The 25,025-nt window shown below is 71.2% G+C and carries 23 protein-coding genes; 13 read left to right on the forward strand and 10 right to left on the reverse strand.

Features of this window, described 5'->3' with window-relative positions:
- Positions 1 to 48 precede the first annotated feature (48 nt).
- Positions 49 to 975 carry an SDR family NAD(P)-dependent oxidoreductase gene (locus CLT68_RS18750; RefSeq protein ID WP_099852449.1) on the forward strand — a complete coding sequence of 309 codons (927 nt, stop codon included), beginning with the start codon at positions 49 to 51 and terminating at the stop codon, positions 973 to 975.
- Between the two features lie 3 nt (positions 976 to 978).
- Here the strand turns inward: CLT68_RS18750 and CLT68_RS18755 are convergent, their stop codons facing one another.
- Positions 979 to 1,548, reverse strand: coding sequence for a hypothetical protein (locus CLT68_RS18755; RefSeq protein WP_099852451.1), 570 nt, complete (start codon positions 1,546 to 1,548; stop codon positions 979 to 981).
- A gap of 103 nt (positions 1,549 to 1,651) precedes the next feature.
- On the reverse strand, positions 1,652 to 2,839 hold the full coding sequence (locus tag CLT68_RS18760) for an amidohydrolase family protein (RefSeq protein WP_099852453.1): 1,188 nt from the start codon (positions 2,837 to 2,839) through the stop codon (positions 1,652 to 1,654).
- A gap of 178 nt (positions 2,840 to 3,017) precedes the next feature.
- On the opposite strand from CLT68_RS18760, the gene CLT68_RS18765 reads away from it, so the two are divergent.
- Positions 3,018 to 4,202: a MalY/PatB family protein gene (locus CLT68_RS18765; RefSeq protein ID WP_099852455.1), complete on the forward strand. Its 1,185-nt coding sequence runs from the start codon at positions 3,018 to 3,020 to the stop codon at positions 4,200 to 4,202.
- A gap of 31 nt (positions 4,203 to 4,233) precedes the next feature.
- Here CLT68_RS18765 and CLT68_RS32865 read toward each other — a convergent pair whose 3' ends face one another.
- On the reverse strand, positions 4,234 to 4,380 hold the full coding sequence (locus CLT68_RS32865) for a hypothetical protein (RefSeq protein WP_158240899.1): 147 nt from the start codon (positions 4,378 to 4,380) through the stop codon (positions 4,234 to 4,236).
- A 187-nt stretch (positions 4,381 to 4,567) separates the two neighbouring features.
- On the opposite strand from CLT68_RS32865, the gene CLT68_RS18775 reads away from it, so the two are divergent.
- Together CLT68_RS18775 and CLT68_RS18780 are read left to right on the forward strand one after the other, a co-directional pair.
- A complete protein-coding gene (locus CLT68_RS18775; RefSeq protein WP_099852458.1) occupies positions 4,568 to 5,137 on the forward strand; it encodes a sigma-70 family RNA polymerase sigma factor in 570 nt (189 codons plus the stop codon).
- 17 nt (positions 5,138 to 5,154) lie between these two features.
- Complete coding sequence (locus tag CLT68_RS18780) at positions 5,155 to 6,120, forward strand: CU044_5270 family protein (RefSeq protein WP_099852459.1); 966 nt, start codon at positions 5,155 to 5,157, stop codon at positions 6,118 to 6,120.
- Between the two features lie 43 nt (positions 6,121 to 6,163).
- Here the strand turns inward: CLT68_RS18780 and CLT68_RS18785 are convergent, their stop codons facing one another.
- From CLT68_RS18785 to CLT68_RS18795, 3 genes are all read right to left on the reverse strand, one after another.
- Positions 6,164 to 7,300 carry a toprim domain-containing protein gene (locus CLT68_RS18785; RefSeq protein WP_099852461.1) on the reverse strand — a complete coding sequence of 379 codons (1,137 nt, stop codon included), beginning with the start codon at positions 7,298 to 7,300 and terminating at the stop codon, positions 6,164 to 6,166.
- Positions 7,301 to 7,370: 70 nt separating this feature from the next.
- Complete coding sequence (locus CLT68_RS18790; RefSeq protein ID WP_486482230.1) at positions 7,371 to 8,225, reverse strand: SMP-30/gluconolactonase/LRE family protein; 855 nt, start codon at positions 8,223 to 8,225, stop codon at positions 7,371 to 7,373.
- A 405-nt stretch (positions 8,226 to 8,630) separates the two neighbouring features.
- Positions 8,631 to 9,029, reverse strand: coding sequence for a hypothetical protein (locus CLT68_RS18795; RefSeq protein WP_143743205.1), 399 nt, complete (start codon positions 9,027 to 9,029; stop codon positions 8,631 to 8,633).
- Positions 9,030 to 9,061: 32 nt separating this feature from the next.
- Between CLT68_RS18795 and CLT68_RS18800 the strand changes: the two genes are divergently transcribed.
- On the forward strand, positions 9,062 to 9,874 hold the full coding sequence (locus CLT68_RS18800) for a class I SAM-dependent methyltransferase (RefSeq protein WP_099852465.1): 813 nt from the start codon (positions 9,062 to 9,064) through the stop codon (positions 9,872 to 9,874).
- A gap of 39 nt (positions 9,875 to 9,913) precedes the next feature.
- On the opposite strand, the gene CLT68_RS18805 is transcribed toward CLT68_RS18800, so the two are convergent.
- A complete protein-coding gene (locus tag CLT68_RS18805) occupies positions 9,914 to 10,555 on the reverse strand; it encodes an alpha/beta hydrolase (protein WP_099852467.1) in 642 nt (213 codons plus the stop codon).
- A 67-nt stretch (positions 10,556 to 10,622) separates the two neighbouring features.
- Here CLT68_RS18805 and CLT68_RS18810 point away from each other — a divergent pair, with 67 nt between their 5' ends.
- Complete coding sequence (locus tag CLT68_RS18810) at positions 10,623 to 10,988, forward strand: DNA polymerase ligase N-terminal domain-containing protein (protein WP_099852468.1); 366 nt, start codon at positions 10,623 to 10,625, stop codon at positions 10,986 to 10,988.
- Positions 10,989 to 11,045: 57 nt separating this feature from the next.
- Here the strand turns inward: CLT68_RS18810 and CLT68_RS18815 are convergent, their stop codons facing one another.
- Positions 11,046 to 11,765: a hypothetical protein gene (locus CLT68_RS18815; RefSeq protein WP_099852470.1), complete on the reverse strand. Its 720-nt coding sequence runs from the start codon at positions 11,763 to 11,765 to the stop codon at positions 11,046 to 11,048.
- 158 nt (positions 11,766 to 11,923) lie between these two features.
- Between CLT68_RS18815 and CLT68_RS18820 the strand changes: the two genes are divergently transcribed.
- The 4 genes from CLT68_RS18820 to CLT68_RS18835 all read left to right on the forward strand — a co-directional run bounded on the left by CLT68_RS18820 (position 11,924) and on the right by CLT68_RS18835 (position 18,359).
- Positions 11,924 to 12,571 carry a TMEM175 family protein gene (locus tag CLT68_RS18820; protein WP_199177082.1) on the forward strand — a complete coding sequence of 216 codons (648 nt, stop codon included), beginning with the start codon at positions 11,924 to 11,926 and terminating at the stop codon, positions 12,569 to 12,571.
- Between the two features lie 85 nt (positions 12,572 to 12,656).
- Positions 12,657 to 13,271 carry a YdeI/OmpD-associated family protein gene (locus CLT68_RS18825; RefSeq protein WP_099852471.1) on the forward strand — a complete coding sequence of 205 codons (615 nt, stop codon included), beginning with the start codon at positions 12,657 to 12,659 and terminating at the stop codon, positions 13,269 to 13,271.
- Between the two features lie 162 nt (positions 13,272 to 13,433).
- Positions 13,434 to 14,873 carry an AMP-binding protein gene (locus tag CLT68_RS18830; RefSeq protein WP_099852473.1) on the forward strand — a complete coding sequence of 480 codons (1,440 nt, stop codon included), beginning with the start codon at positions 13,434 to 13,436 and terminating at the stop codon, positions 14,871 to 14,873.
- Positions 14,874 to 15,125: 252 nt separating this feature from the next.
- Positions 15,126 to 18,359: a BTAD domain-containing putative transcriptional regulator gene (locus tag CLT68_RS18835; RefSeq protein WP_099857335.1), complete on the forward strand. Its 3,234-nt coding sequence runs from the start codon at positions 15,126 to 15,128 to the stop codon at positions 18,357 to 18,359.
- 104 nt (positions 18,360 to 18,463) lie between these two features.
- Here the strand turns inward: CLT68_RS18835 and CLT68_RS18840 are convergent, their stop codons facing one another.
- Positions 18,464 to 18,643 (reverse strand): hypothetical protein, encoded by a 180-nt coding sequence (locus CLT68_RS18840; RefSeq protein WP_088947704.1) that lies wholly within the window; start codon positions 18,641 to 18,643, stop codon positions 18,464 to 18,466.
- Positions 18,644 to 18,914: 271 nt separating this feature from the next.
- Here CLT68_RS18840 and CLT68_RS18845 point away from each other — a divergent pair, with 271 nt between their 5' ends.
- Genes CLT68_RS18845 through CLT68_RS18855 form a run of 3 tightly spaced genes read left to right on the forward strand, consistent with a single transcriptional unit; the run spans position 18,915 to position 23,907 of the window.
- On the forward strand, positions 18,915 to 19,253 hold the full coding sequence (locus CLT68_RS18845; protein WP_099857337.1) for a hydroxyisourate hydrolase: 339 nt from the start codon (positions 18,915 to 18,917) through the stop codon (positions 19,251 to 19,253).
- 58 nt (positions 19,254 to 19,311) lie between these two features.
- Positions 19,312 to 21,087, forward strand: a complete 1,776-nt coding sequence (locus tag CLT68_RS18850; RefSeq protein WP_486482231.1) for a 2-isopropylmalate synthase — start codon at positions 19,312 to 19,314, stop codon at positions 21,085 to 21,087.
- 45 nt (positions 21,088 to 21,132) lie between these two features.
- Positions 21,133 to 23,907, forward strand: a complete 2,775-nt coding sequence (locus CLT68_RS18855; protein WP_099852474.1) for a LuxR family transcriptional regulator — start codon at positions 21,133 to 21,135, stop codon at positions 23,905 to 23,907.
- 154 nt (positions 23,908 to 24,061) lie between these two features.
- On the opposite strand, the gene CLT68_RS18860 is transcribed toward CLT68_RS18855, so the two are convergent.
- Positions 24,062 to 24,919: a metallophosphoesterase family protein gene (locus tag CLT68_RS18860; RefSeq protein WP_486482232.1), complete on the reverse strand. Its 858-nt coding sequence runs from the start codon at positions 24,917 to 24,919 to the stop codon at positions 24,062 to 24,064.
- Positions 24,920 to 25,025: the final 106 nt, after the last annotated feature.

A 25,025-nucleotide genomic window follows, 5' to 3' on the forward strand; every position in this document is an offset into this window, starting at 1 on the left:
ACCCTAGCCATTGACCTAGACCTCGGTCTAGCACCTAGCGTCCGCGGCATGACAAGCAACACGACCCACACCATGTTCGGCGCCCACAGCACCACCGCAGATGTCCTTGCCGGCATCGACCTGACCGGCAGGACTGCCGTCGTCACGGGTGGCTACTCCGGCCTCGGGCTCGCCACGACCCGCGCGTTCGCCCAAGCCGGGGCTCGGGTCGTCGTCCCCGCTCTCCGGCCGGACGCGGCGCAGCGGGCGCTCGCCGGCGTACCCGGGGTCGAGGTCGATCAACTCGACCTCGCCGACCTCGGCTCCGTCCGCGCCTTCGCCGAACGGTTCCTTCGCAGCCATTCCGCCCTCGACGTCCTGATCGCGAACGCCGGGATCATGGCCTGCCCGGAGACACGGACAGGACACGGCTGGGAAGCGCACCTCGCGATCAACCACCTCGGCCACTACGCGTTGGTGAACCTGCTGTGGCCCGCTCTCACCGCCGCCGCTGCCGCCGGCACGGCTCGTGTCGTCTCGGTCGCCTCCGGGCGCAACCCGACGTGGCGCATCCGGTGGGACGACGTGCAGTTCGAGCGCGGCTACGACAAGTGGGAGGCGTACACCCAGTCCAAGCTCGCGAATGTGCTGTTCGCCCGTCACCTCGACCTGCTCGGCAGAGGGCAGCGCGTCCGCGCCTTCTCGGTCAACCCCGGCTGGATCCGCACGCCCCTGCAACGACACCTCGCGGTCGAGGAGATGGTCGCCGCCGGCTGGATCGACGCGGACGGAACTCCGGCGCCGGGGCTGTTCAAGACCGTCGAGCAAGGCGCGGCGACCCAGGTCTGGGCCGCCACGTCACCTCAACTCGACGCGAACGGCGGCGACTACTGCGTGGACTGCCAGCGCACCGACGGCAGCCCCACCGACGCCAGTGAGGCGGCCCGCCTCTGGGCGCTGTCGACCGACCTGACCGGCCTCGACGTCATCGGATAACCCTCACGCTCGCGCTCGTCCGCCGTCCTCGGCACTGTCAGGCGTGGGCAGCGGCCGGCGGCGTAGCTCGCGCAACACGCCGTGCCGGTGCGCGGCCCACGCCAGGCGTCGGACGCTCGGGTGTCTGACGAACAGCACCGCCGCCCGACGGATCAAGCCGAACCGGTTGTCGCTGACCTGGTTGTCGATCGCCTGCCAGATCAGCTCGCGCGCCTTGGCGCTGTCGAGGACCGCCCGCACCTCACGTCGCACCGCGGGATCCTCGGCCGCCGAGGCGATGGCAGCGGCCTGACCCGGCCGGTCCGCGAGCGGCTCCACCACCGCCGCGACGAGCGGCCGGCGCACCTCGTCCCGCTCCAGCAGCAGTAGCACCGCTTCCCGGATCTCGACAGTGTCCAGGCTGGACCGCAGCAGGCTCAACAAGCTGCTCTCCACCTCGCGATCCTGATCCGCGACCGACAGCGTGGCCAGCAGCACCGACACCTCGTCGAGATCGATGAGGTGTCGCAGCCCGCTGCGGAACTCCGGCAGCCCCCACGCGACCTGCAGAGCCTTCACGAGATTGCGGTTCATGAGCCACCCGCTACCCGGAAGCGACAGCCGGCGAAACCCCGGGGCCGGCCGGGATCGATCAGCTGAGGCTTCTACAGCCTGGATGACTGCTGCTCGGACATCGTCACCTCACCGGGTTGCCGGCGCGGTAGACGGCGAGCGGGCGGCGCAGTGCGCTGATGTCGCTCGTCAGGTCACCGTCCACGACCAGCAGGTCAGCCTCGAACCCGGGGCGGACGCGGCCCTTGCGCCGCCCCAGGCCACACACCTCGGCACCCACCGAGGTGGCCGCGGCGAGGGCGGCGGTGGCAGGAATGCCGCAGGCGACGTACTCGACCAGTGTCTCTGGCAGGATCCCGTGCGGCTTCGCGGGGCCGAGGCCCGCATCCGAGCCGGCCACCAGGCGGACCCCGGCCCGGTGCAGGGTGGCGGCGCCGTCGAGCAGCGTTGCCGCACTGAGCCCGGCCCGCGCCGCCATCGCCACCACCTCCGGCGGCGTGACCACGGTCGGGTCGGTGCCGAGCGTGGCACACACCGCCACCCCGGACGCGGCCAGGCGGTCCGCCACCTCGTCGGGGACGTGGGCGCCGGCCGCGGTCACGCACGTGCAGTGCTCGATGCCGTCGACACCGACGCGCAGCGCCTGCTCGACGGCGTTGAGCGCGTGCGCGTGCACTGTCACCGGCAGGCCCAGATCGTGCGCCCGGGTCAGCGCGGCGGTCAGCTCCTGGTCGGTGAACTGCGGCCGGGTGGTGTCGGTGCCGGGGGTGAACACGCCGCCGCTGGCCATGACCTTCACCAGGTCGGCCCCGGCTGCCGCCTTCAGGCGTACGGCCTCGCGGATCCCGTCGACGCCGCTCACCTCGCCCCCCATCGACCAGCAGTGCCCGCCGACGGTGGTGACGGGGGCACCCGAGGCCACCACAGTGGGCAGGTCGTCGCGCACCTCCCGGGCCCGCCACCGGAGCACGGCATCGCGCCGGTCGCCCAGGTCCCGGACGGTCGTGACGCCAGCCGCCAGATGCGCGCGCAGTGACGCCTCGACAACCGCGTCGAGGTCCGTCTCGGGACGCTCGGCGAGCCGGCTGAGCGCGTCGGGACCGGCGTCGGCGCACAGGTGTACGTGAGCGTCCACCAGGCCGGGCAGCACGGTGCCGTTCGGCTCCTCGCGTACCGGCCAGCCCTCCGGCGCCTCGGCCCGGCCCCGCTGCACGTCGACGATGTGCCCACCGTCCAGCAGGACCAGCAGCCCGCCGTCCATGAGTCGCTCGCCGTCGAACATCCTCGCCACCCGGATCGCACGCTTCGTCATCGACCCTCCCCGTTGATGTGAACCGCTCCGGTCAGGCTCTCATTCGGCGGCGACGGAATCCTGCTCGAACTCTGGCCCCTGCGACAGCGGCGGCAGCCAGGGACGGTCACGGTAGTGACATCGCCGGCCCATCCAACGACGTCGGCGGGGCCCGGACGAAGCGGAATAGGCTTCAGCGATGACTGGTGTGCTCAGTGGTGCCCGAAGCCCGGTGAACCCCCTTCGCCAGCTCACGCTCGACCAGCTCCGGCAACGGACGAGCCTCAAGTGGCGGGAGTACCCCGACGACGTGCTGCCGCTCTGGGTGGCGGAGATGGACGTGCCGTTGGCCGAGCCGGTCGCGCGGGCGATCACCGACGCCGTCGCGCGCGGCGACACCGGCTACACCTCCGGTACGGCGTACCCGCGAGCGCTGGCGGAGTTCGCCCGGCGTCGGTGGGGTTGGGACGGGCTGGAAGTGGAGCGCACCGCGCTGGTGCCCGACGTCATGCACGGCATCGTCGAGGTGCTGCGGCTGGTCACCGAGCCGGGGGACGCGGTGGTGGTCAACTGCCCGGTCTACCCGCCGTTCTACGAGTTCGTGGCGCACGCCGACCGCCGGATCGTGGAGGCGCCGCTCGGCCAGGACCTGCGGATCGACCTCGGCACACTGGAGGACGCGTTCCGGCAGGCTCGGGCCGGTGGGCGGCCGGCGGCGTACCTGCTGTGCAGCCCGCACAACCCGACCGGCGTCCTGCACACGGTGGACGAGTTGACCGCCGTCGCCCGTCTGGCCGAGCGGCACGGGGTGCGGGTGGTCGCCGACGAGATCCACGCGCCGGTGGTGGGTGGGGGAGAGCGCTTCGTGCCGTACCTCTCGGTGCCCGGCGCGGAGAACGGCCTGTCACTGATGTCCGCCTCCAAGGGGTGGAACCTGGCCGGTCTGCGCGGTGGTCTCCTGGTCGCCGGCCCGGCGGCGGCCGGTGACCTCGCCCGCGTTCCGTTCGAGGCCAGCGTCAGCACCAGCCACCTTGGCGTGATCGCCCACACCGCAGCCTTCACCGACGGCGGGGAGTGGCTCGACGCCCTGCTGGCGGGCCTGGACGACAACCGGCGGCTGCTCTCCGCGCTGCTAGCCGAGCACCTGCCGGCGATCCGTTACCAGCCCGGTCAGGCCACCTATCTCGCCTGGCTCGACTGCCGTGCCCTGGGTCTCGGCGACGACCCCGCCGCGGTGTTCCTCGACCGGGGCCGGGTGGCGCTCAACTCCGGCCTGACCTTCGGCACCGGCGGCAGCGGGCACGTCCGGTTGAATCTGGCCACCGCGCCGGAGTTGATCACCGAGGCGGTACGCCGGATGGCCGCCGCCGTCGCTCGCCCATAGGGGGACTCCGCGTGGTGCGGCCGGGCCGTGCTCAGCGACCCGCGGGCATGCTCAGTCCGACCTTTCGGGCGGCCGCCGCATGGTCGACCACCGCCACCACCGCAGCACCGACCCGTTGCGCCTCAGCCCGCAGCGCGGAGATCGTCTCTCCGACACCGTGGGCGCTTCGCCTGGTCATCAGTCCGTCGTTCACGGCCGAACCCCCGCTCACCGTGTCGCTGGGCGAATCCATCTCGTCCTGCTCGCAACCGGGGCCGGTTCGCGGGGGTTTGCCGCCAACCCGCCGTCGGCACCGCGTCCGGCTCCGGTAACACCCGCGCTCCGCCGTACGAATAAGGGGTGTAACGGCTACGAGAGGACGGCCTGTGAATGACCCCAGCCCAGCGGAGGATGACATCTCCGGCATCGGCGTCGACCCGGTGGCCTTCGCGGTCTTCTACCGGCGGCACGTGGAGGCGGTGGGCCGGTTCGTGGCACGGCGGGTCGACGATCCGCACCTCGCCGCCGATCTGACCGCCGACGTGTTCCTGGCGGTGATCGAGTCGGCAGCGGGTTACCGGCCGGACCGGGGCAGCCAGATCGGCTGGCTGTACGGGGTGGCTCGCAACGTCATCGGCGACGAGCGGCGTCGGGCGGCCCAACGGCTGCGGGTGACCGGCCGGCTGGCCGGACGACGGGACCTGGGCCCCGACGACATCGCCCGCATCGAGGAGCGCATCGATGCCGAGTCAGCGGCCCGCCGTACCCATCGCGCGCTGAGCGAGCTGCCCGAGGACACCCGGACGCTGGTCGAACTGATCGCCGTGGACGGCCTCACCGTCGCGGACGCGGCGACCGCGCTCGGCATCTCGCCGGTCGCCGCCCGGGTCCGTCTGCATCGTGCCCGTCGCGTCGTCCGCGCCGTGCTCGCCCGCCCGGCCACCACCCTCGCCTGATGGAAGGAGATGACGTCATGAACAAGACCGATCAGTCGTCGCACGGTTTCGAGGAGCAGCTCCTCACGGACCTGACCGCACACGTCTCCCGGCGGGCCGACCTGATCTCGGCGGCCCGTCCCGCTGGACGTCGTGCCCGGTCCCTGCGCGGTTGGCGCCTCGCCGGGGCGTTCGGGCTGGCAGTGACACTGACCGCCGGTGCGCTGGCGGTGCAGACGATGAGGGTGGGCGACAAGCCGCCGCCCACGGCCAGCGCCTCGGAGATCTTCCGAATGGCTGCCGACGCCGCCCGGCAGCAGCCCGAGCTCACCGCCCGACCCGATCAGTACGTCTTCACGGAGCGCCTGGCGACGACGCGGGAGATGCCGGACAGCGGCCCGTACATCACCATTCGCGTGCAGAGGTGGGAGTCGGCTGGGGGAGTCGCCCACGCGCAGACACGTTACCGACCGGAGGCCGACCCGAACGGGTGGAGCGATCTGAGGGTGCACCGCATGGACGATCCCGTTGATCCCGACAAGGAGCTCGACGCGTTCCCGCCGCCCGCGTACCACGACGACCTGCCCACCGATCCGGACGAGCTGCTTCGACACCTTCGGGAAAACCCGCTCGACCTGCACCTTCCCGAGGGTGCAGACGAGGAGGCCGTCTACGGGAGCGAGCACATGCCGTTCACCACCGCGCGGTCAATGCTCGACGGTTACGTACCGCCCCGAGCGCTTGCGGCGCTGTACGAGCTGCTGGCCCGGGAGCCAGGGGCGGTCGTCATCTCGGGCGACGTGGTGGACGCCGCCGGCCGGCACGGGGTGGCGATCCGGGTGCCGGGCATGATCGATGGCAACACGGAGATCCTCTTCGACCGGGACAGCCACGTCTACCTCGGCAGACGTATGTCGGTGGTGCGCAACGGCAAGGAGTCGCTGTACTCGACTGCCGCGTTCATCCGGCTCGCCATCGTGGACCGACCGGGGCAACTGCCCTGACCGGTGCTGGGATCGCCTGTGCACGGCTCACCGCGCCGATCTCCTACCCGGTTGGTCGGTCCTCACCCAGCCAGGAGAGGTCGCGTAGTGAGCCTTCCAGGTGCGCGATCGCGATGGTCGCGACGGTGTCCACGCCGACCCCGGTGTGGGCGACGATGCGCCGAGCCACAGTGATCGCCTCCTGCGGGCTGGTCGCCTCGAACAGCAGTGGCACCAGCGCGCGTACCGCGTCGCACCTGCCGTCGATGTCCTCCAGCAACCGGGGGTGTCGCTCGACGAGCCGGGTGAGGCGGTGGTCGACCACCGTCTCGAGCATGGGCTGCGCCCGTCGCCGCAGCGTCGCCCGCAGTGCGGCCCTGCCGTGCGGGGCGCGCAGCAGGTCCGCCGGGTCGGCGCCGGCGCGGAACTCGGCCGCCAGCAGCGGGCCGGGACAGCGCGCGTGGCGGAGAAGGTGCCACGCGCGGTCCACCGCCGCACGGCCCGCCGGGTCCGCGTCGAAGGCCGTGATAAGGCCCCGCGCGGCACCGGGCAACTCCCGCAGGATGCTGGCCTGGGTGTCACTGAGGGTGGTGCCGCAGGGCGCGAGGGCCACCGCTCCGGTCCGGCCGGACCGGGAGTAGGACAGCCACACCGCGAGGACGTCGGCGGGCCCCTCGACGAGGACCGGGGTCCATCGGGCGGTGATGCGGTCCTGCTGCTCGGCGAGACCGAACAGCAGGTGGCTCTTGTTGTAGATCGCTGTCCGCGGGTTGTTGAGGTACTTCGGTACGTCTCCGGCATGTGGGCCGGCGCGGCCGAGGAATGCCACTGTGTGCCCGGCCGGGTCGCGTACCGGGAACATGACCCGGTCGCGGAACACGTCGATGAGGCGGTCCGGGCCGGTCCGGGTGCGGGCCGACAGGCCGGCGCCGATCAACTCCTCCGGTGTGAAGCCGGCGGCGCGCAGGTGGCCGGTCAGCGCAGTCCAGCCCGGTGGGGCGTACCCGACCCGCCACGGCCACTCCCGCTGCACGAGGACACCAAGGCCCCGTTCGGCGAGGTAGGCGCGCGGCGGGTCGGCGTGCGCGAGCTGGGCGCGGTAGTACACCACCGCGGCGTCGACGGCCGCCAGCAGACGCCCGGGCTCAAGCCCGGCGCCGCGTACCGCTGGCGTCCGCTGACGGAGTCGGGGTGCGCCCATCGGCTACCTCCGGGATCCACGCTAGCGGCCGCCGGCCCGTCACCGCCAGGATCGGGGTACCCCCTGAAGTTCAGTACGGGTAGCCGGGAACGTTGAGTCGCACGCTGTAGAGGCCGGAGTCGTTCCGCGGGCCCGAGGTGACGTAGAGGGTCTGCCGGTCGGTGCCGCCGAACGCCACGTTGGTCGTACCGGAGGTGCCGGCCCGGATCGTGCCGAACTGGGTGCCCATGGGGGAGTAGACGTGCACCAGGGAGTCCGAGCCCGACGCCCAGTACACGTTGCCCGCGCAGTCGATCGTCGCGCCGTCCGGACCACCGATGTAGTTCACGAAGACGCTGCGAGCGCCGGTGCTGCCGTCGGGCTGGACGGCGTACTTGTAGATCTTGTTCTCGGAGTAGGCGCCCACGTACAGCGCGGTCCCGTCCGGCGAGAGCGCGATGCCGTTGGGTTGGCGCAGCCGGTCGTCCACCAGTGACACCTGGCCGCCGGAGACGCGGAAGACGCTGGTACGCCCGCTCATCTGGTCGGCGCGGTTGCCGCGCTGGAAGTTCGGGTCGGTGAAGTAGACGACGCCATCCGAACGGACCGCGACGTCGTTGGGCGAGTTGAACGCCCGGCCCTGGTAGTTCGCCGCGACAGTGCTGCGTGCCCCGTCGCTCAGCCGGTACGCGGACACGCTCCGCTGGTCGTGGGTCGCCGCGACGACCTGCTGGGCGTCGGCGCTGAGCGCCAGGCCGTTGCTGCCCGCGTTGGCGAGGAACGTGTCGAAGGTCGCCGGCGGGGTGAACCGACGGATCGTGGACGGCTGGACGTTGTGCGGCCCGGTGCCCGCGGCCATGTCGGACATCAGGAGGTAGCCACCGTCGGCGACCCAGACCGGCCCTTCGAGGAACGAGAATCCACCCTGGATCCTGGGCGCTGTCACGGAACTGGCCGGCAGCGGCGGGCCGTATCCGGTCCCCGTTGGGCATGTGCCTGCTGGCGTGCCGGGCGGATTGGCGTGCGCGCCACCGGCTGCGGAGTGAGCGCTAACATGAGCGGCACGCAGAGTGTCCGGGGGAGCGGCGGTGGCCCCGCTGGTGAGGGGTGCGGTGCTGAGCGCGAGGCACAGACCGCCCAGCGCGGCGATGGTGGGACGCCAGTTCATCGAAGACTCCTGTCGACGTCGGCGGGCGCGAAGCCCGGCGATCGACGGCGGGCGTGGTCGCGGGGGCGGCACGGCGCGCGCGGGCCGTCAACGTGGGTACGACGCAGCATATGCGACAAGCCAGTGATAAACGTCAATGCATGGTCTGTTGTTTGCCAGATTTCCGGCACAGTGGCCGCTGCCTCAGACGGTCGTGGACGGTCGCTGTGCCCTGATCCCCACGATGCCGGCCACCAGGAGCACCACCACCGGCAGGAACGCGCCACCGATGCCCAACCCGAGCAGCAGCCCCCACGCGGTGATGATCAGCGCGGCCACCACGTCGGCGACCACTGTCAGCCGGCCGATCCGCTGCGCGAGCACCGGCAGCGTCGCGGCCACCACTGGCACGCCGAGCAGATAGCTGGCCGCAGCCCCGGAATCGTCCACGGTGTAGGGAGTCAGCGCGGCGGCCACCAGCACCGTGATCACCAGAGCCGACCACCGGACCACCCGTCGAGCGTCGACCGGCTTGCGGACCAGCACCACGACACCGACGAGCAGGACGCCGACGATCGCCCCGACGGTCACCAGATCAATCATCGTGCCCTCCCGACCGCAGGTATGGTGCCGCCATGGCATCCCCAGTCTGGGCCGACGGTACGGCCTACGAGGCCTACGTGGGTCGGTGGAGCCGGCTCGTCGCGGTGGAATTCCTGCGCTGGCTCGACCTGCCGCGCGGACTGCGCTGGCTCGATGTGGGTAGCGGCACCGGCGTGCTGACCTCGACCGTGCTGACGACCGCGCAACCGCGCCAGATCACCGGCGTGCACCCCTCCGAGGGGTTCGTGACGCAGGCCCGCGCCCAGGTTACCGACCCGAGGGCCGACTTCGCGGTCGGCGATGCCCGGGTGCTGCCCCTGCCGGACGACGCCGTCGACGTGGTGGTGAGTGGTCTGGTGCTGAACTTCGTACCCGAGCCGGCGCGGGCGGTGGCGGACTTCGCCCGCGTGGTCAACCCCGGTGGGGCGGTGGCCGCGTACGTCTGGGACTACGCCGAGGGAATGGAAATGATGCGGCACTTCTGGGACGCGGCCAGCGCGCTCGACCCCGCCGCTGCTGCCCGGGACGACGGCCGCGGCTTCTCGCTGTGCCGGCCGGATGTGCTCCAGGCGCTGTGGCGCGACGCTGGGCTCACGGACATCTCGGTACGGGCGATCGAGGTGCCGACCGTCTTCGCCAGCTTCGCCGACTACTGGACACCGTTCCTCGGCGGGCAGGGCTCCGCCCCGGCGTACCTGGCCTCGTTGGCGGAGCCCGAGCAGGCCGCCCTGCGGGACCTGCTCGCCACCCGGCTGCCGCCCGGACCTGACGGGTCGATCCAGCTCACGGCCCGCGCCTGGGCGGTCCGTGGCACCTGGCCGACGACTGGCGCGTCGCCGACGTAGCAGCCCCGCCGGTGACTGGGAGAGGGGGTGCCAGCACCGTCAGCGCAGGTACGCGGACAACCGGTCGGCGAGCTGCTGCGGATGGCTGAACGACACCGCGTGGCAGCCGTCGATCTCATCCGGGGTGACGCCGAGTCGGTCGGCGGCCACCCGGCGCTGGAAGTCCGCCGGAAAGAACCGGTCCTCGCGGGCGATGAGCACCTTCGTCGGCACGTCCGGCCAGGCGTTCAGAGGCCACGGCTCGTTGCCCTCGGCGCTGACCTGGTCCCGGTTGTGCGCCGCAGCCTGCTCGATCAGCTCGGCCGGCACCCCGTTGTAGAACTGCTCCTCCTCGGTGAGCCCTTCCGTGCCGCGATAACCGGTGTTGCCCCACCAGTCCCCGGGCTTTTCACCGGGCTCGGGGATCATCGGCGTGAGCAGGACGATCACCCGCACCGGCAGCCGGTCGGCGATCAGCGGCGCGGTGAACGCGCCATACGAGTGGCCGACGACCACAAGATCGCGCCGGTCGCCGATCGCGCTGACGACCGTGTCGCAGAACTCGGCGAACCCCGCCGACCTGTCCTCGATCGGCAGCTCCGGCACCACCACGTCGTGGCCGCGGCTGATCAGCTCGGGGACCACGAGATGCCAGTCCCAGGCGCTGCCCCCGCCGCCGTGGATCAGAACGAAAGTCGCCATGACCCGAAGCCTCGCACCCGGGTACGACATGCGCGTTGGCAAGCGATGGAGCCGCCCAGCGGCGACAATGGCAAGAGTGGCGCCCGCCTTCGTCCTGCACGATCACCGCAAACCACGGCCGCACTTCGACCTGCGGCTCGAGGAGGGCGGGGTGCTGCGCTCCTGGGCAGTGCCGCGGGGCCTGCCGGACAGCCCCCGCGACAACCGGCTCGCCATCGCCGTGCCCGACCACCACCTCGATCACCTCACCTACGAGGACGCCGACAAGTCGATCGCCGACATCGGCACCTGGGAGGAGCACGACCGCACCGACCGTCGGATGCTGTTCACGTTGCACGGCCGCACCGGCCGTCGGCGGTACGCGCTGATCCGCACCGGTGAGGGGTGGCTGCTCCACCTGACGAAGGAACAGCCCTCCGACGGTCCCGGATAGTTGCTGTCGTCGACCCTCTGAACTTCACGTCTGCGCGGGCCGGGCGGTGCCGTCGGATCACCGCATCGCCTCTGCGAGGTCGGCGGCGGTGTCGAACGCGGACGCTGCCCGTGCGGTCTCGTCCGCAGTGAGCACGACACGATCGACTCGACTCAGCATCTCCGCCGCGGTCTCCTGGTCGTGCAGCACCATCGCCAGTTCGGCGCGGTAGACGAGAACCTCCACCTGTGCGACCGGGTCGTCGTCGGCCTGCGGCCGGGCCAGCGCGCTGTCGAGGATCCGGACGGCCTGGTGGACGTCGCCCCTGGAGTCGGCCTGCACGACGGCGTTCGCCAGGGCTTTGGCGAGCCGTCCGTCGGGCGTCGTGGCTGGCGCGGGCGTCGTGGTGGCGTTCTGTACAACGCGGATCCAGTTGCCACCCGGGTCGATGACGCTGAACCCGCCCAGACCGTCGTAGTTCTTCCGCGCCCGGGGCCGGGTCATCCGTGGCAGGCCGGACACCAGCACCTTGCCGTACGCGGCCCGCATGCCCGCCGCGAACGCCCGGTGCAGTTCCCCGACATCCGAGGTGAGGACGAGGCAGGAGCCGTAGGACTGTTCCGGGTCGAAGCCGGTCATCTCGAAGAAGTGCAGATGCAGATCCTCGCGCCGCAACGCCACGTACGGGCTGGGCTTGCGTTGTTGGTGCGTGGCGTGGAATCCGAGAGCCGCGTAGAAGGTGACGATGTCGTCGATGGACGCGCAGGGCAGCAGGGGAACGGTCACCTCGTTGGTCATGGCCTATTCCTAGGCGTCGCGGAGGGCCTGTCGCACATGGAAATAGCCGTCCGTCGCCGTCAGCGGTCCGATCGGGTGATGCGGCTGATGCGTCGCTGCGGCAGCGCCCTCCAGCGATCAGCACTCCGGCGGAAGCCTCGTCACCGCATAATCAGGGCGTGCGGTCCAAGAGCGACAATCCTCGTCTGGTGCGTCAACCCGGTCGGTTGATCTCCTTCAGCGACGCTGTGTTCGCCATCGCCGTGACGCTTCTCGTGCTGGAGATCCAACCCCCGCAGGACTTCGGGCATCTCCTGCGGGGCCTCGGCGCGCTGTGGCCGTCGTACCTGGCGTACGCGCTGAGCTTCCTGCTCATCGGGCAGGTGTGGGTCAACCACCACGTCATGTTCGACCGGGTCCGGCACGTCGACCGGGAGGTCCTGTTTCTCAACACCCTGCTGTTGATGGTCATCGCCTTCCTGCCGTTCTCCACGTCGTTGCTCGCCGACGCGTTGCGCGCGGAACAGGGTCTGCGCGTCGCGGTCGTCGTCTACGGCGCCACACTGTGGACGGCGGCGGCCCTGTTCAACGTCATTTGGGCCCATCTCCGCCGCGCCAAACTGCTGGACCCCGACCTGGGCCCCTTCGGTATCCGGGCCATCGGCCGCAGGTTCGCGCTCGCGTTGGTCTGGATCGGCTCCGGCATCCTCGTCGGCGCGTTCGTGCCGATCGCGGGCGTCGTCATCATCGCCGGCTTCCTGCCCGCCTACTACCTCCCCATCCGCGGCGAGTACGGCGAGGACACGGCCACCGACCGGCCCGGCTAGCCCCCCACGACCCCGACGTTCGCGGATCGCCGGACCGCTGGGTGTCCCGGTGTGAACGCGGTCGGCGGCGGGTTAGCCTGCTGTCGTGGCGGGAGCTGAACTGGATGAGTTGATCGTCGCGGACGGCGACGGGCTTCGTGCGTGGTTGTTGGCCAACCACGCCACGTCACCGGGCATCTGGCTCGCACTGGCCAGGAAGGGCGGCACCGTCACCACGCTGACCTGGCAACAGGCGGTTGACGAGGGGCTGTGCTTCGGCTGGATCGACGGGCAGGCCCGTAAGCGGGATCAGGAGAGCTCCTGGATCCGGTTCACCCCACGCAGGCCCCGCAGCTCGTGGTCGCAGCGCAACGTCGCCAACGTGGCTCGGCTGGAGGAGCAGGGTCGGATGCTGCCTCCGGGCCGCGCAGCGGTGGACGCCGCGAAGGCGGACGGGAGGTGGGCGGCCGCCTATGCGCCTCCCTCGGAGGCCGAGGTGCCGGCCGACCTTCTCGCCGCGATCGCCGCCGACCCCGCTGCCCAGGCCATGCTCGACGTCCTCACCAAGGCCAATCGATTCGCTCTCATCCACCGCGTCAACGGCGTCAAGCGGGCTGAGACGCGGGAGCGGAAGATCCGCGAATTCGTCGCGATGCTGGCCCGCCACGAGACGTTCTATCCGCAGAAGGCCAGACCAGCGGATCCGCCGCCATCGGCATAGCGCATTCGTCCGAGGGCGGCGGCAGAGGCGCAACGGTTGTACCGGATGACTGGTGGGCCGACGACGGGGATCCGCCGTGTCAGGAGTTAGGGGTGGGCCGACGCCGGCCGGGTCCGTAGATTCAGCTTCGGTTGCGTTTGTGCGGCCGCGAGGGGGCTGGCCATGCTGTTGCCGTCGTTGTCCGGAGATGTTCCCGATCGTGCGGACGCCGTACGCGTCGACGGCAACGCCATTTCTCGGGAGGCGTTGCGGGCCGCTGCGGGCGCGGTGGCCGCCGACATCGCCGGAGCCGGCACGGTGGCGGTGCTCGCCACCCCGAGCGTGGCAACGGTCGCTGCCATCGTCGGTGGCCTGTTGTCCGGGGTGGCGGTGGTTCCGGTGCCGCCGGACACCGGCGCGGCCGAACTCGCCCACATGCTCACCGACTCGGGGGCCCAGCTGCTGCTGGCCGGTGAACCGGACGCGCCGGTGCTGGCGGACTGTCCGATACCCGTGGTGCCGGTCGACCCGGGCCGGCGTGGTGAGGTGCCGACCAGCGGCCCCGCCCCGTCCACGACCGGGTTGATCCTCTACACCAGTGGCACCACCGGCCCGCCGAAGGGCGTGCTGTTGAGTCACGCGGCGATCCGGGCCGGTATCGACGCGGTCGCGCACGCCTGGGACTGGACGCACGAGGACGTCCTCGTGCAGGGTCTGCCGCTCTATCACGTACACGGTCTCATCCTGGGTCTGCTGGGGCCGCTGCGCGTCGGCTCGCCGCTGGTGCACACGCGACGGCCGACCCCGGGCCGGTACGCGGCCGCCGGCGGTTCGCTGTACTTCGGGGTGCCCACGGTGTGGAGCCGGATCTGTGCCGAGCCGACCGCCGCCCGTGCGCTGTCCGCGGCCCGGCTGCTGGTCTCCGGCAGCGCGCCACTACCCGCGCCGGTCTTCGCCCAGCTGGAGGGGCTGACCGGGCACCGGCCCGTCGAGCGGTACGGCATGACCGAAACCCTGATAACGCTCAGTACGCGCGCCGACGGCCCTCGTCGAGTCGGGTCGGTCGGCCGTCCGGTACGCGGGGTGCAGGCCCGGCTCGTGGACGACGCGGGTGCGCCGGTGCCGGCCGACGGGCAGACCTTCGGGGCGTTGCAGATCCGTGGCGAGACGCTTTTCGACGGCTACCTGCACCTGCCCGACAGGACCGCCGAGACGTTTACCGCCGACGGCTGGTTCCGCACGGGCGACGTGGCGACGGTCAGCGAGGCGGGGGAGTACCGCATCGTCGGGCGGGCCAGCGCCGACATCATCAAGAGCGGCGGGTATCGGATCGGTGCCGGTGAGATCGAGGACTGCCTGCTCACCCATCCGCAGGTGCGCGAGGTGGCGGTGGTCGGCGCCCCGCACGACGACCTGGGCCAGGAGGTGGTGGCGTTCATCGTCGGCGAGCAGTCACTGGCAGCCCGTACGCTGGTGACCTATGTGGAAAAGCGGCTGGCCCGGCACAAAAGGCCGCGCCGTGTCCACCTGGTGGAATCGTTACCGCGTAACGCCCTCGGCAAGGTGCAAAAGACAACTTTACTGTCGCTGATGGAATCGGGGACGTTGCCGGGCGGTAACTGACACATGGCATTTCGATGACCTGCCTGGCCGAAAGGTCGAGTTGGCTGGCACCTTCGGTCAGCTAACCGGCTCTCATATTTTCGACCCGTGGTGACTGCTCGTAGTCTCTAGGCGAACACGGGGGGTGAGTCGTGTATCTAGATGTCTCTATCTCCAGGCCGGACTCGCTACGGTTGCAGGGCTGGATCGCCAGCCGACCGAAAGTACGGCGCCGAGCGACTCCGACGTCGCGTCACCGCGGGGGAGGTGCTCGTGGAGGTACGGGTTCTGGGGCCGCTTGAGGTTCTGATCGACGGCAATCGGTTGGACCTGGGCGGACACCGGCAGCAGATCGTGTTCGCCAGCCTGGCGCTGGAGGCCAACCGGGTCGTCCCGGTGGGGCGCTTGATGGAGGCCATCTACGGCGACGACCTGCCCAGCACCTCGCGGGCCCAGGTGCAGATCTGCGTCTCGGCGCTCCGACGCCTGTTCAACACCCACGACCATCCGGACACCATCGTCACCCGTTCCCAGGGCTATCTGCTCCGGGTCACCGATGGCGACCTGGACCTCGACCGGTTCGTCAGTCTCGTCGAGGGCGGTCGCCGGGCCCGTTCCAGCCAGAACTTCGACGAGGCGGTCCGACACAGTCGCGCCGCCCTTGCTCTGTGGCGTGGCCGTGCCCTCTACGGGCTGGAAAGCCGGTTGGTCCAGTCGGCGGCCAACCGCCTCGACGAACGGCGGATCAACCTCCACGAGGACTGCGTCGAACTCGAACTCGAACTCGGCCGGCACCGTGATCTCATCCCCGAGCTCTCCGACCTGGTCGAACAGCACCCGCTGCGCGAACGGCTCCGTGGCCAGCTGATGCTCGCCCTGTACCGATCCGGCCGTCAGGCCGAGGCTCTCGGCGTCTACCGGCAGGCCCGCCGCACCATGATCGATGAGCTGGGCCTCGAACCGAACCAGTGGCTTCAGCAACTGGAACACGCCATCCTCACCTCGGACGAGGAACTCGCCGCACCGGTCTCACCCGCGCCCGCCCCGCCATCGGCCGTCCCACCATCGGCCGTCCCGCCAGCGCCGATCTCCCCAGCGCCGCCGCTGCTGCCCGTGCCGGTCCCGCCGGCGCTGGTCGTCGCGCCGGTGGACGACCTTCCCCTCGGCGCGATCACTCCGCCGGTGATCGTCGCTCCCACCGAACCGGTCGTCCCGGTCACCGTGCCCTGCCTGCTACCCACGGACATCGCCGACTTCACCGGCCGGTCCAAGCAGATCGACGTGATCGAGCAGCAGCTGTTGATGGCGGCCGAGAGCCCGACGCAGTTCGCGGTGCCGATCGTGGTGGCAGCCGGTAAACCAGGCATCGGCAAGACGACCCTGGCCGTGCACGTGGCGCACCGGGCCGCGGCGCGGTATCCGGACGGCCAGTTGTTCGCCGACATGCACGGCCGCAGCCCGCAGCGCGTTGGCCCGATGCAGGTGCTGGAACGCTTCCTGCGGACCCTCGGCGTCCCCGGGACCGCGATGCCCGAGGTGCTGGAGGAGCGCGCCGAGCTCTACCGTGACCTGCTCTCCGACCGCCGGATGCTGATCGTGCTGGACAACGTGGCCGGTGAGAGCCAGGTGCTGCCGTTGCTGCCCGGCACCCCCCATTCGGCGGTGCTGGTCACCAGCCGCAGCCGCCTGGCCGGGCTGCCGGGCGCTATCCACCTCGACGTCGACGTCTTCGACGAGGAGCACTCGCTGGAACTCCTGGCGCACGTCGCCGGACGGGAACGGATCGACCAGGAGCCCGCTGCGGCCGCGCAACTGGCCTACCTGTGCGGGAACCTGCCCCTGGCGCTGCGGATCGCGGGCGCCCGACTCTCCGCCCGCCAGCACTGGACCGTCGAGCACCTGGTCGAGCGGCTCGACAACGAGGCGCGGCGGCTGGACGAGCTGAAGCACAGCGGGATGGGGATCAGGGCCAGCATCTCGCTCACCTACGACAGTCTCACCGAGGAGGCCCGCCGGCTCTTCCGTCGACTCGCGGTCCTCGACGTCCCGTCGTTCTCCGGGTGGGTCAGCGCCGCGCTGCTGGACGAGCCCGTGATGGACGCCCAGGACCTGCTGGACGACCTCGCCGAGGCGCAACTGGTGGAGAGCACCAGCATGGGGCCGGGGCAGGTCCCGCAGTACCGGTTTCACGACCTGATCCGGGTCTTCGCCCGCGAGCGTCTCGCCGCCGAGGAGACCGTCGCCGACCGCAACGCCGCCCTGTGCCGGGTGCTCGGTGCCCTGCTGTTCCTCGCCGAGGCCGCCCACTGCGGCCTGCACGGCGGCGCCTACTTCGTCCTCAACAGCGACGCCCCGCGCTGGCCGTTGCCGGACCGGCTCACCGGCCAGCTGGTCACCCATCCCCTGAACTGGTTCGAACGGGAGCGGCACTCGCTGGTCGCCGGTGTGCGTCAGGCCGCGCAAGCCGGCTTCACCGATCTGTGCTGGACGCTCGCCCACACCGCGGTGACCCTCTTCGAGCCGCGCATCTACCTCAACGACTGGCGGGAGACCCACCGCGTCGCGCTCGCCGCCAGCCTGGCGGCGGGTGACAGCCGGGGACAGGCCGCCATGCTCTACTCCAACGGCTCACTGTGCCTCGCCGAGCAGCGGTTCGACGAGGCGCGCCGCGACCTGGAAGCCGCCGGGGCCATCTTCCGTGGGCTCGGCGACGAGCAGGGGCTGGCGCTGGTCACCCGCAACATCGCGTTCGCCGACCGGATCCGGGGCGACCTGCCGGCCGCCACCACCCGCTACGAGCACGCGCTGGCGAGCTTCCGGCGCAGCGGCGACCTGGGCGCGGCCGCCTACGTGCTGCACAGCCTGGCGCAGGTGCACACGGAGAGCGGCAATCCGCACGAGGCGCTGAGCATCTTGCCGGAGGCGCTGGCGTTGAGCCGCAGCGCCCGCAGCCGTCGGGTGGAGGCACAGGTGCTGCACCGGATGGGCGACACCTACCTCAACACCGGGGATCCTCTCGCGGCGGCGAGCGCGTTCGCCGAGGCGCTGGCGGTCGTGCAGGACATCGGTGACCCGGTCGGTGAGGCGTACGCGCTGCACGGGATGGGCGTGGCGCACATGACGGCCGGTGATCTGGTCGCCGCGGAAACCGCGCTGCACAGCGCGCTGAGCCTGGCGAGCACGGCCGGCGAGCGACTCATCGAGGCGCGGGTGTCGCTGGCTCTCGGCGAGCTCGCGCTCGAACGCGGCTACGCGACGCAGGCGGTGGTGCACCTGCACCGTGCACTGGGACTGTTCCGGGGCATCCGCGCGCCGAAGTTCGAGCAGCGGGTGCTGACCAAGCTGACCGAGGCGTACGTGGCGGCCGGCGGCCGGGACCACCCGGCGTCCGTGACGGCCGAACCGGTGCGAGACAACGTCGTTCCGCTGGTGCGTCAACCTCGGCCGCAACGGCCGGATCGCACGGGCAGCGGTTCCTCGGTGGTGCAGGGTATTCGTCAGGGCTGAAACTCGGGGTGCTACCGGCCGGCTCGTCAGCCGTACCGGGCTCCCGGGACGTGCGCCCGGTGGCCGTTGATCAGATGGCCCGCCGGAACCCCACGCGGTGACGATCAGCCCCAGGGCTGGCTGGGGGAAGGGGTCGTGCTCGGCGTGGGGGTGGCCGCCGGGGCCGGGGCGGTGGCGCCGTCGGCCTGTGCGGCGGTCGCTCCGAACAGCCCGACCGTGATGGCGGCGGCGACGACGGCGAGGGCGATACGGGCCTTGACGGTGATCGAGACGTTGTTGCGCATGGCGATGTTCCTCCAGCTGGGGGGATTTCGTTCCGCCGTGTTCGGCGATGTCACCAACGTAGGAACGAGCCCCATCACCGCGTTATCTGTTCACCTGCCAACCCCTATCACCGCTATCGGATAGCGGCGGATAGCCGGCGATAGAACGGCGAAGGCCATCCGATAGCCAGCCGGCGCACAGTTCTGCCCAAGGCCGGGAATCCGGCAACCAACCGTCGCCCGTTCGCACTGCGAGCACGAGCGACGGGACTGACTGGCAGGTGAAAACGACATGAGTGTTTCGGCGCAAGCTTTGGACGGTGTGTTCGGCCGCCCCGCGGCGGGCATCCGGGCGCGACTCGAACGCGCCTCTGACGGCGGCTGGAAGCCGGTCGCCGACGCGGAGTCCGACCCCGACGGCCACATCGACGACTGGGCGGCAGAGCTTCTGGAGAGGGGCCCCTACCGGATCGTCTTCGACAGCGACCACTACTTCTCCGGCCTCGGCGTCAGCGCCGCCTACCCGGAGATCGCGGTCACCTTCCGCGTCCAGGACGAGTCCGACACCTGCCAGGTCCAGGTGCTCCTCACTCCCTACTCGTACTCGATGTACTTCGGCACCCGGGGATGAGTCAGGTGGCGCCCGGGCCGCAAGTCCCGGCTCCTCACAGCGAGGAAAGGAACCCATCGTGAACCCGAGTCGACGATCTGCCGGCCGCTACCTGCCCGCCGCTCCGGTGAGCCTGCCGGATCGAAGGTGGCCGAGCCGTACGGTCACCACCGCGCCCCGGTGGCTCTCGACCGACCTGCGCGACGGCAACCAGTCACTGGCCAACCCCATGAGCCCGGCCAGGAAACTGGCCATGTTCCGGTTGCTCGTGGAGATGGGCTACAAGGAGATCGAGGTCGGTTTCCCGGTGGCGAGCCAGGACGATCACGACTTCGTCCGGCTGCTGATCGAGGACGACCTGATTCCGGACGACGTCTGCATCACGGTGCTGACGCAGGCCCGCGACGAGCTGATCCGCCGCACCGTGGAGAGCCTGGCCGGCGCTCCCCGCGCACGCATCCACATCTACAACGCCACCTCGCCGCTGTTTCGCCGGGTCGTCTTCGGCATGACCCGGGCCGAGTGCCTGGACCTCGCGGTCCAGGGGACACGGCTGATGATGAAGTACGCGGAACGCACCCTCGCCGGCACCGACCTGCGCTACCAGTACTCGCCCGAGCTGTTCAACGACACCGAGCTGGAGTTCTCACTCGAGGTCTGCGAAGCGGTCATGGACGTGTGGCAACCGGAGCCGGACCGACCGATCATCCTGAACTTCCCGACCACTGTCGAGCGGACCATGCCGAACATCTTCGCCGACCAGATCGAGTGGCTGGACCGCAACCTGTCCCGCCGCGAGCACGTGTGCCTCTCGGTGCACCCGCACAACGACCGTGGCACCGGGGTGGCCTCGGCGGAGCTGGCGACCCTCGCCGGCGCGCAGCGGATCGAGGGCTGCCTGTTCGGCAACGGCGAGCGGGCCGGCAACGTCTGCCTGGTCACGCTCGGGCTCAATCTCTACACCCAGGGCGTCGACCCGGGCATCGACTTCTCCGACATCAACCGGATCCGGCGCACCGTCGAGTACTGCAACGAGCTGCCGGTGCACCCGCGCCACCCGTACGGCGGGGACCTGGCCTACACCGCGTTCTCCGGCTCCCACCAGGACGCCATCAAGAAGGGCTTCGACGAGCGAGCCCGGGCCGCGATGGCGATCGGCGCGTCCGTCGACGACCTGCCCTGGGAGGTGCCGTACCTGCCGTTGGACCCGGAGGACGTCGGCCGCACCTACGAGACCGTGGTGCGGATCAACAGTCAGTCCGGCAAGGGCGGCGTCGCCTACGTGCTGGCCAGCCGGCACGGTCTGCGCCTGCCGCGCGACCTGCAGCTGGAATTCGCCGGCGTGGTCCAGGCGCAGGCCGACGCCGCCGGGGTGGAGATCCCACCGGCCCGCATCGGGGAGCTGTTCCTGAAGGAGTACGTCGTGCAGCGCCCGCTGTCGGTGCCGTTGCGCTTCCGCGACATGGTCGCCACCGAGCTGCACGTCGGCGGCGGCGGGTTCACCGTCGGCGCCGCCCGGGCCGACGCGGTCGAGCAGATCCGCACCACGATGCTGTCCTGGGGGATCGACGTGCGCGCCGTGCACCGCACCGGGGTCGGCGCCGTGTGCGAGCGCGACGACGTGGTCGTCTACGCCGAGTGTCGCCTCGGCACCCGTACCGTCTGGGGGGTCGGCATCGACGCCGAGCCGGACACCGCGGCCTTCGCCGCCGTCCGCGCCGCGCTCAGCCGCGCCCTCCGCTCCGGCAACGCCCTGGAAACCGTCGGGGATCTCGACGCCCCGGCGATGCACCCCGCGCCGCCCCGGCTGCGCCCGGTCCTGGCCGGCACCGTCGGCCTCAACCTGGCCGGCTGAACACCAATCGAGGCCGTTCACCACACCAGACCTGGGGAGATCCACATGGGACTCGTTGAAAGAGACAAGGCGGTGGCCGGCCTCGAGGGTCTGCTCACCGAGGCGGTCGCGGGACGTGGCCGGGTGGCGATGATCACCGGCACCGTCGGCACCGGCAAGAGCGAACTACTGCACACCCTGGCCGACCGGGCGGTCGACATCGGTGCACTCGCGGTCACCGCGAGCGGCGCCCACGCCGAGCGCAACCTGCCCCTGGCGCTGCTCAGCCAGCTCTTCCACGACGCGCCCCTGCAGGACCGTGAGCGTGAGCGGGCGATGAGCCTGCTGCACGAGGGCACGGTAGCGGCCCTGGCCGCCGACAACCGCGACGACAACGAGCACATCGACGTGCAGATCGTGCACGGGCTCTGCACCATCCTGCTGGAACTGGCCGAGCGCTACCCGCTGGCCCTGCTCGTCGACGACGTGCACGAGGCCGATCGCGCCTCGGTGGTCTGCCTGGCGTACCTGGCCCGCCGCGCCCGGTTCGCGCCGGTCCTGGTCGCCTTCACCCAGACCGAGTTCGGACGCAGCGCGGAACCGTCCTGGCAGGCGGAACTGCTGCGCCCGGGGCACGGCAGCCGGGTCAAGCTGACCCCGCTCACCGGCCTCGGCGTCCAGCAGTTCGCCGCCGAGACGGTCGGCGCGGAGGTCGCCGAACGGCTCGCCGGCCAGTGGTACCAGCTCACCGGCGGTAACCCTCTGCTGGTCAGCGGCCTGCTGGAGGACTACCAGACCGCCACCGAGGAGACCGGCGCCGCGCCGGACGAGGTGGTGGTGGGGGAGCGGTACGCCCAGGCCGTCGTGTCCTGCCTGCGCCGCGGCGATCCGCAGCTGCTGGAGGTCGCCCGCGGCGTCGCCGTGCTCGCCGACACCGAAGCGCTCGACCGGCTCCTGCGCACCGACGCCGGCGTGGTCGCGCAGGCCATGCGGGCTCTGACCACGGCCGGCATCTTCACCCTCGGTGGGTTCCGGCACCCGGCGGCCGCGGCCGCCGTGCTCGCCGGATTCGACCAGGAAGAGCGGGCGGAGCTGCACCGGCGCGCGGCGGTGCTCGCCTACGATGGCGGCGCGTCCGCGCGGGTCGTGGCCGAGCACCTGCTGTGCGCCAAGGAGGCCAGCGAGGCGTGGGGAGTGGCGGCGCTGGAGGACGCAGCCCGGCAGGCCCTGCGCGAGGGTCAGGTGGAGTCGGCCGTCAGCTACCTCAAGCTGGCCTGGCGGGCCTGCACCGACGAGCGGCAGAAGATCAAGATCATGACCACTCTGGTACGTGCCGAGTGGCGGGTCAACCCCAGCTCCTCCAGCAGCTACCTGCCCGAGCTCGCCGGGGCCCTGGACAAGGGCTTCCTCCAGGGCAGCGACGCGGTGATCCTGGCCAAGGCGCTGCTGTGGCACGGGCAACTCGCCGAGGCGGAGGTGATCCTGGAGCACCTCGCGGCCACCGGAGTGGACCTCGACCCGGCCGCCGCCGGTGAGCTGGCCATGACCCGGCCCTGGCTGCGCTGCTCGTACGCGCCGCTGGCCCAGCACTTCCGGCCGGCCCCGGTGACCGTCTCCACGGTCTCGGCGAGCCGTCGCCTGGAAGCTGCCAACGCACTGTCCACAGTGCTCAGCGCCACCCCGTCGGAGAGCGTGGCCGGGGTCGTCGAGCGCATCCTGCGCAGCTCCCGGCTCGACGAGATGAGCCTGGACACGGTGGAGAGCGCCCTGCTCACCCTCACCTACGGCGGGCACGCCGAGCAGGCCGCGCCGTGGTGTGACCTGTTCATCGAGGAGGCGCACACCCGGCGCGCACCCAGCCGGCAGGCCCGGCTCTCCGCGATCCGGGCCGAGGTGGCTCTGCGCCTCGGTGACCTGCCCGGCGCGGCCCGGCACGCCCGCCTGGCCCTGGAGATCATGCCGCCGAGCAGCTGGGGGGTGGCCGTCGGTGTGCCGCTGGCCAGCCTGGTGACGGCCTGCACCGCGATGGGTCGCTTCGAAGAGGTCGCCGAGTGGTTGGACCAGCCGGTTCCGGAGACGATGTTCCAGACCCGGTACGGGCTGCACTACCTGCACGCGCGTGGTCGCTACAGCATGGCCACCGGCCACCTGCCGCTGGCGCTGCGCGACTTCCAGAAGTGCGGTGAGCTGATGACCACCTGGGAGCTGGACGCTCCGGGTCTGGTGGCGTGGCGCACCGACGCCGCCGAGGCGCTGCTGCGGATGGGACGCCCGGACCAGGCCCGCCGGCTCATCGAGGATCAGCTGGGTCGCTGCGGCAAGGACATGCCGCGCGTGCACGGCTCGGCGCTGCGCCTGCTCGCCGCGACCAGCCAGCTGCGGCACCGGCCGATGCTGCTGCGGCAGGCGGCCGACCTGTTGCAGTCCGGCGCCGACCGGTACGAGCACTCCCGGGTGCTCGTCGACCTGACCGAGGCGTACCACGCTCTGGGTGAGTCGCGGCGGGCGGGAATGATCGGCCGGCGGGCCCGGGCCCTGGCGGAGGAGTGCGACGCACAGCCGCTGCTCCGTCGGCTCTCGCGGGACATCGGCTGGGACGACAAGGAGACCGCCGCGGCACAGCCGAGCGTCACAGGCAGCGCCGCGATGCTCAGCGACGCCGAACGCCGCGTCGCGGCCCTGGCCGCGATCGGCTACACCAACCGGGAGATCTCCGACAAGCTCTACATCACGGTGAGCACCGTGGAGCAGCACCTGACGCGCATCTACCGCAAGCTCGGCGTGGTGGGGCGTACCGACCTGCCGGCCCACCTCGAACTCGACCTGTCCGCGACCGTCTGACCCCGCACACCAGGCCCCGCACCGCGTCGACGCGTGGCGGGGCCGCGGTGTGCGCGGGCCATCTCAGCGGGGTGCGCACGGCCAACGGGCCGGCGCGAACCGGGCAGGGCGGGCTTGGGGAAGCGACCATGCGACGGGGGTGCGCCCGCTTCGGTCAGGACGGTTCGCCGGCAGGAAGAATGACACGCAGCCGGTCACCGTGCCGGCCGTACAGGTCCTGCTCGCGGGGGTAGCCGAGCGAGACCTCCTCGAAGCGGACCCCGTCCTCCAGGGTGGTCCTCGGGATGTGCAGGTGGCCGTAGACCACCACGGCCGCCCGGTGCTCCAGGTGCCACCTCGCGGTGCCGGTGGTGCCGCACCACTGGGCGAACTGCGGATAGCGCAGCACCCAGGTCGGCTCCCGGGTCAGCGGGAAGTGGTTGACCAGCACGGTCGGCAGCGCCGGATCGCACGCGGCGAGGCGCCGCTCGGACTCCCGCAACCGGGCCCGACACCAGTCGTCGGCGCCCTGGTAGGGGTCCGCGTGCAGCAGGAACTCGTCGGTGCAGACGATCCCGGCCGACTCGGCCCAGTGACGCGCCTGCTCCTTCGTGGTGCCCGGCGGGCGGAACGTGTAGTCGTAGAGCACGAACAGCGGCACCACGACGACCGGGCCGCCGGCCCCGCGCCACACCGGGAAGTCGTCCTCCGGCGTTACGACGCCCAGGTCACGACACATCCGGACGAGTTCGCGGTAGCGCTCTTCGCCACGCAGCTGCACCGGGTCGTCGGCGGGCGTCCACAGCTCGTGGTTGCCCGGCACCCAGATCACCGTGGCGAAGCGCTCGGCAAGCACTGTCAGCGCCCACCGGACGTCGGCCATCTTCTCGCCGACGTCGCCGGCGACGATCAACCAGTCGTCGGCGTGCCCCGGGCGCAGCCCGAGCACCGTCTCCCGGTTGCGGGCATAGCCGACGTGCAGATCGCTGATCGCCAACAACCTGCCGTGCGGGACCGTGCCGGGAACACTCACGACGACGATCGTAGGCGCGGACCGGTGCCGACCGGAACGGTCGCGGACCGGATCACGGGCCATCTGAGCTGGCCTACGGGAGCTAGGGGGCCCGCTAAGGGTTGTC

The sequence above is a fragment of the Micromonospora sp. CNZ299 genome, from assembly GCF_002754415.1.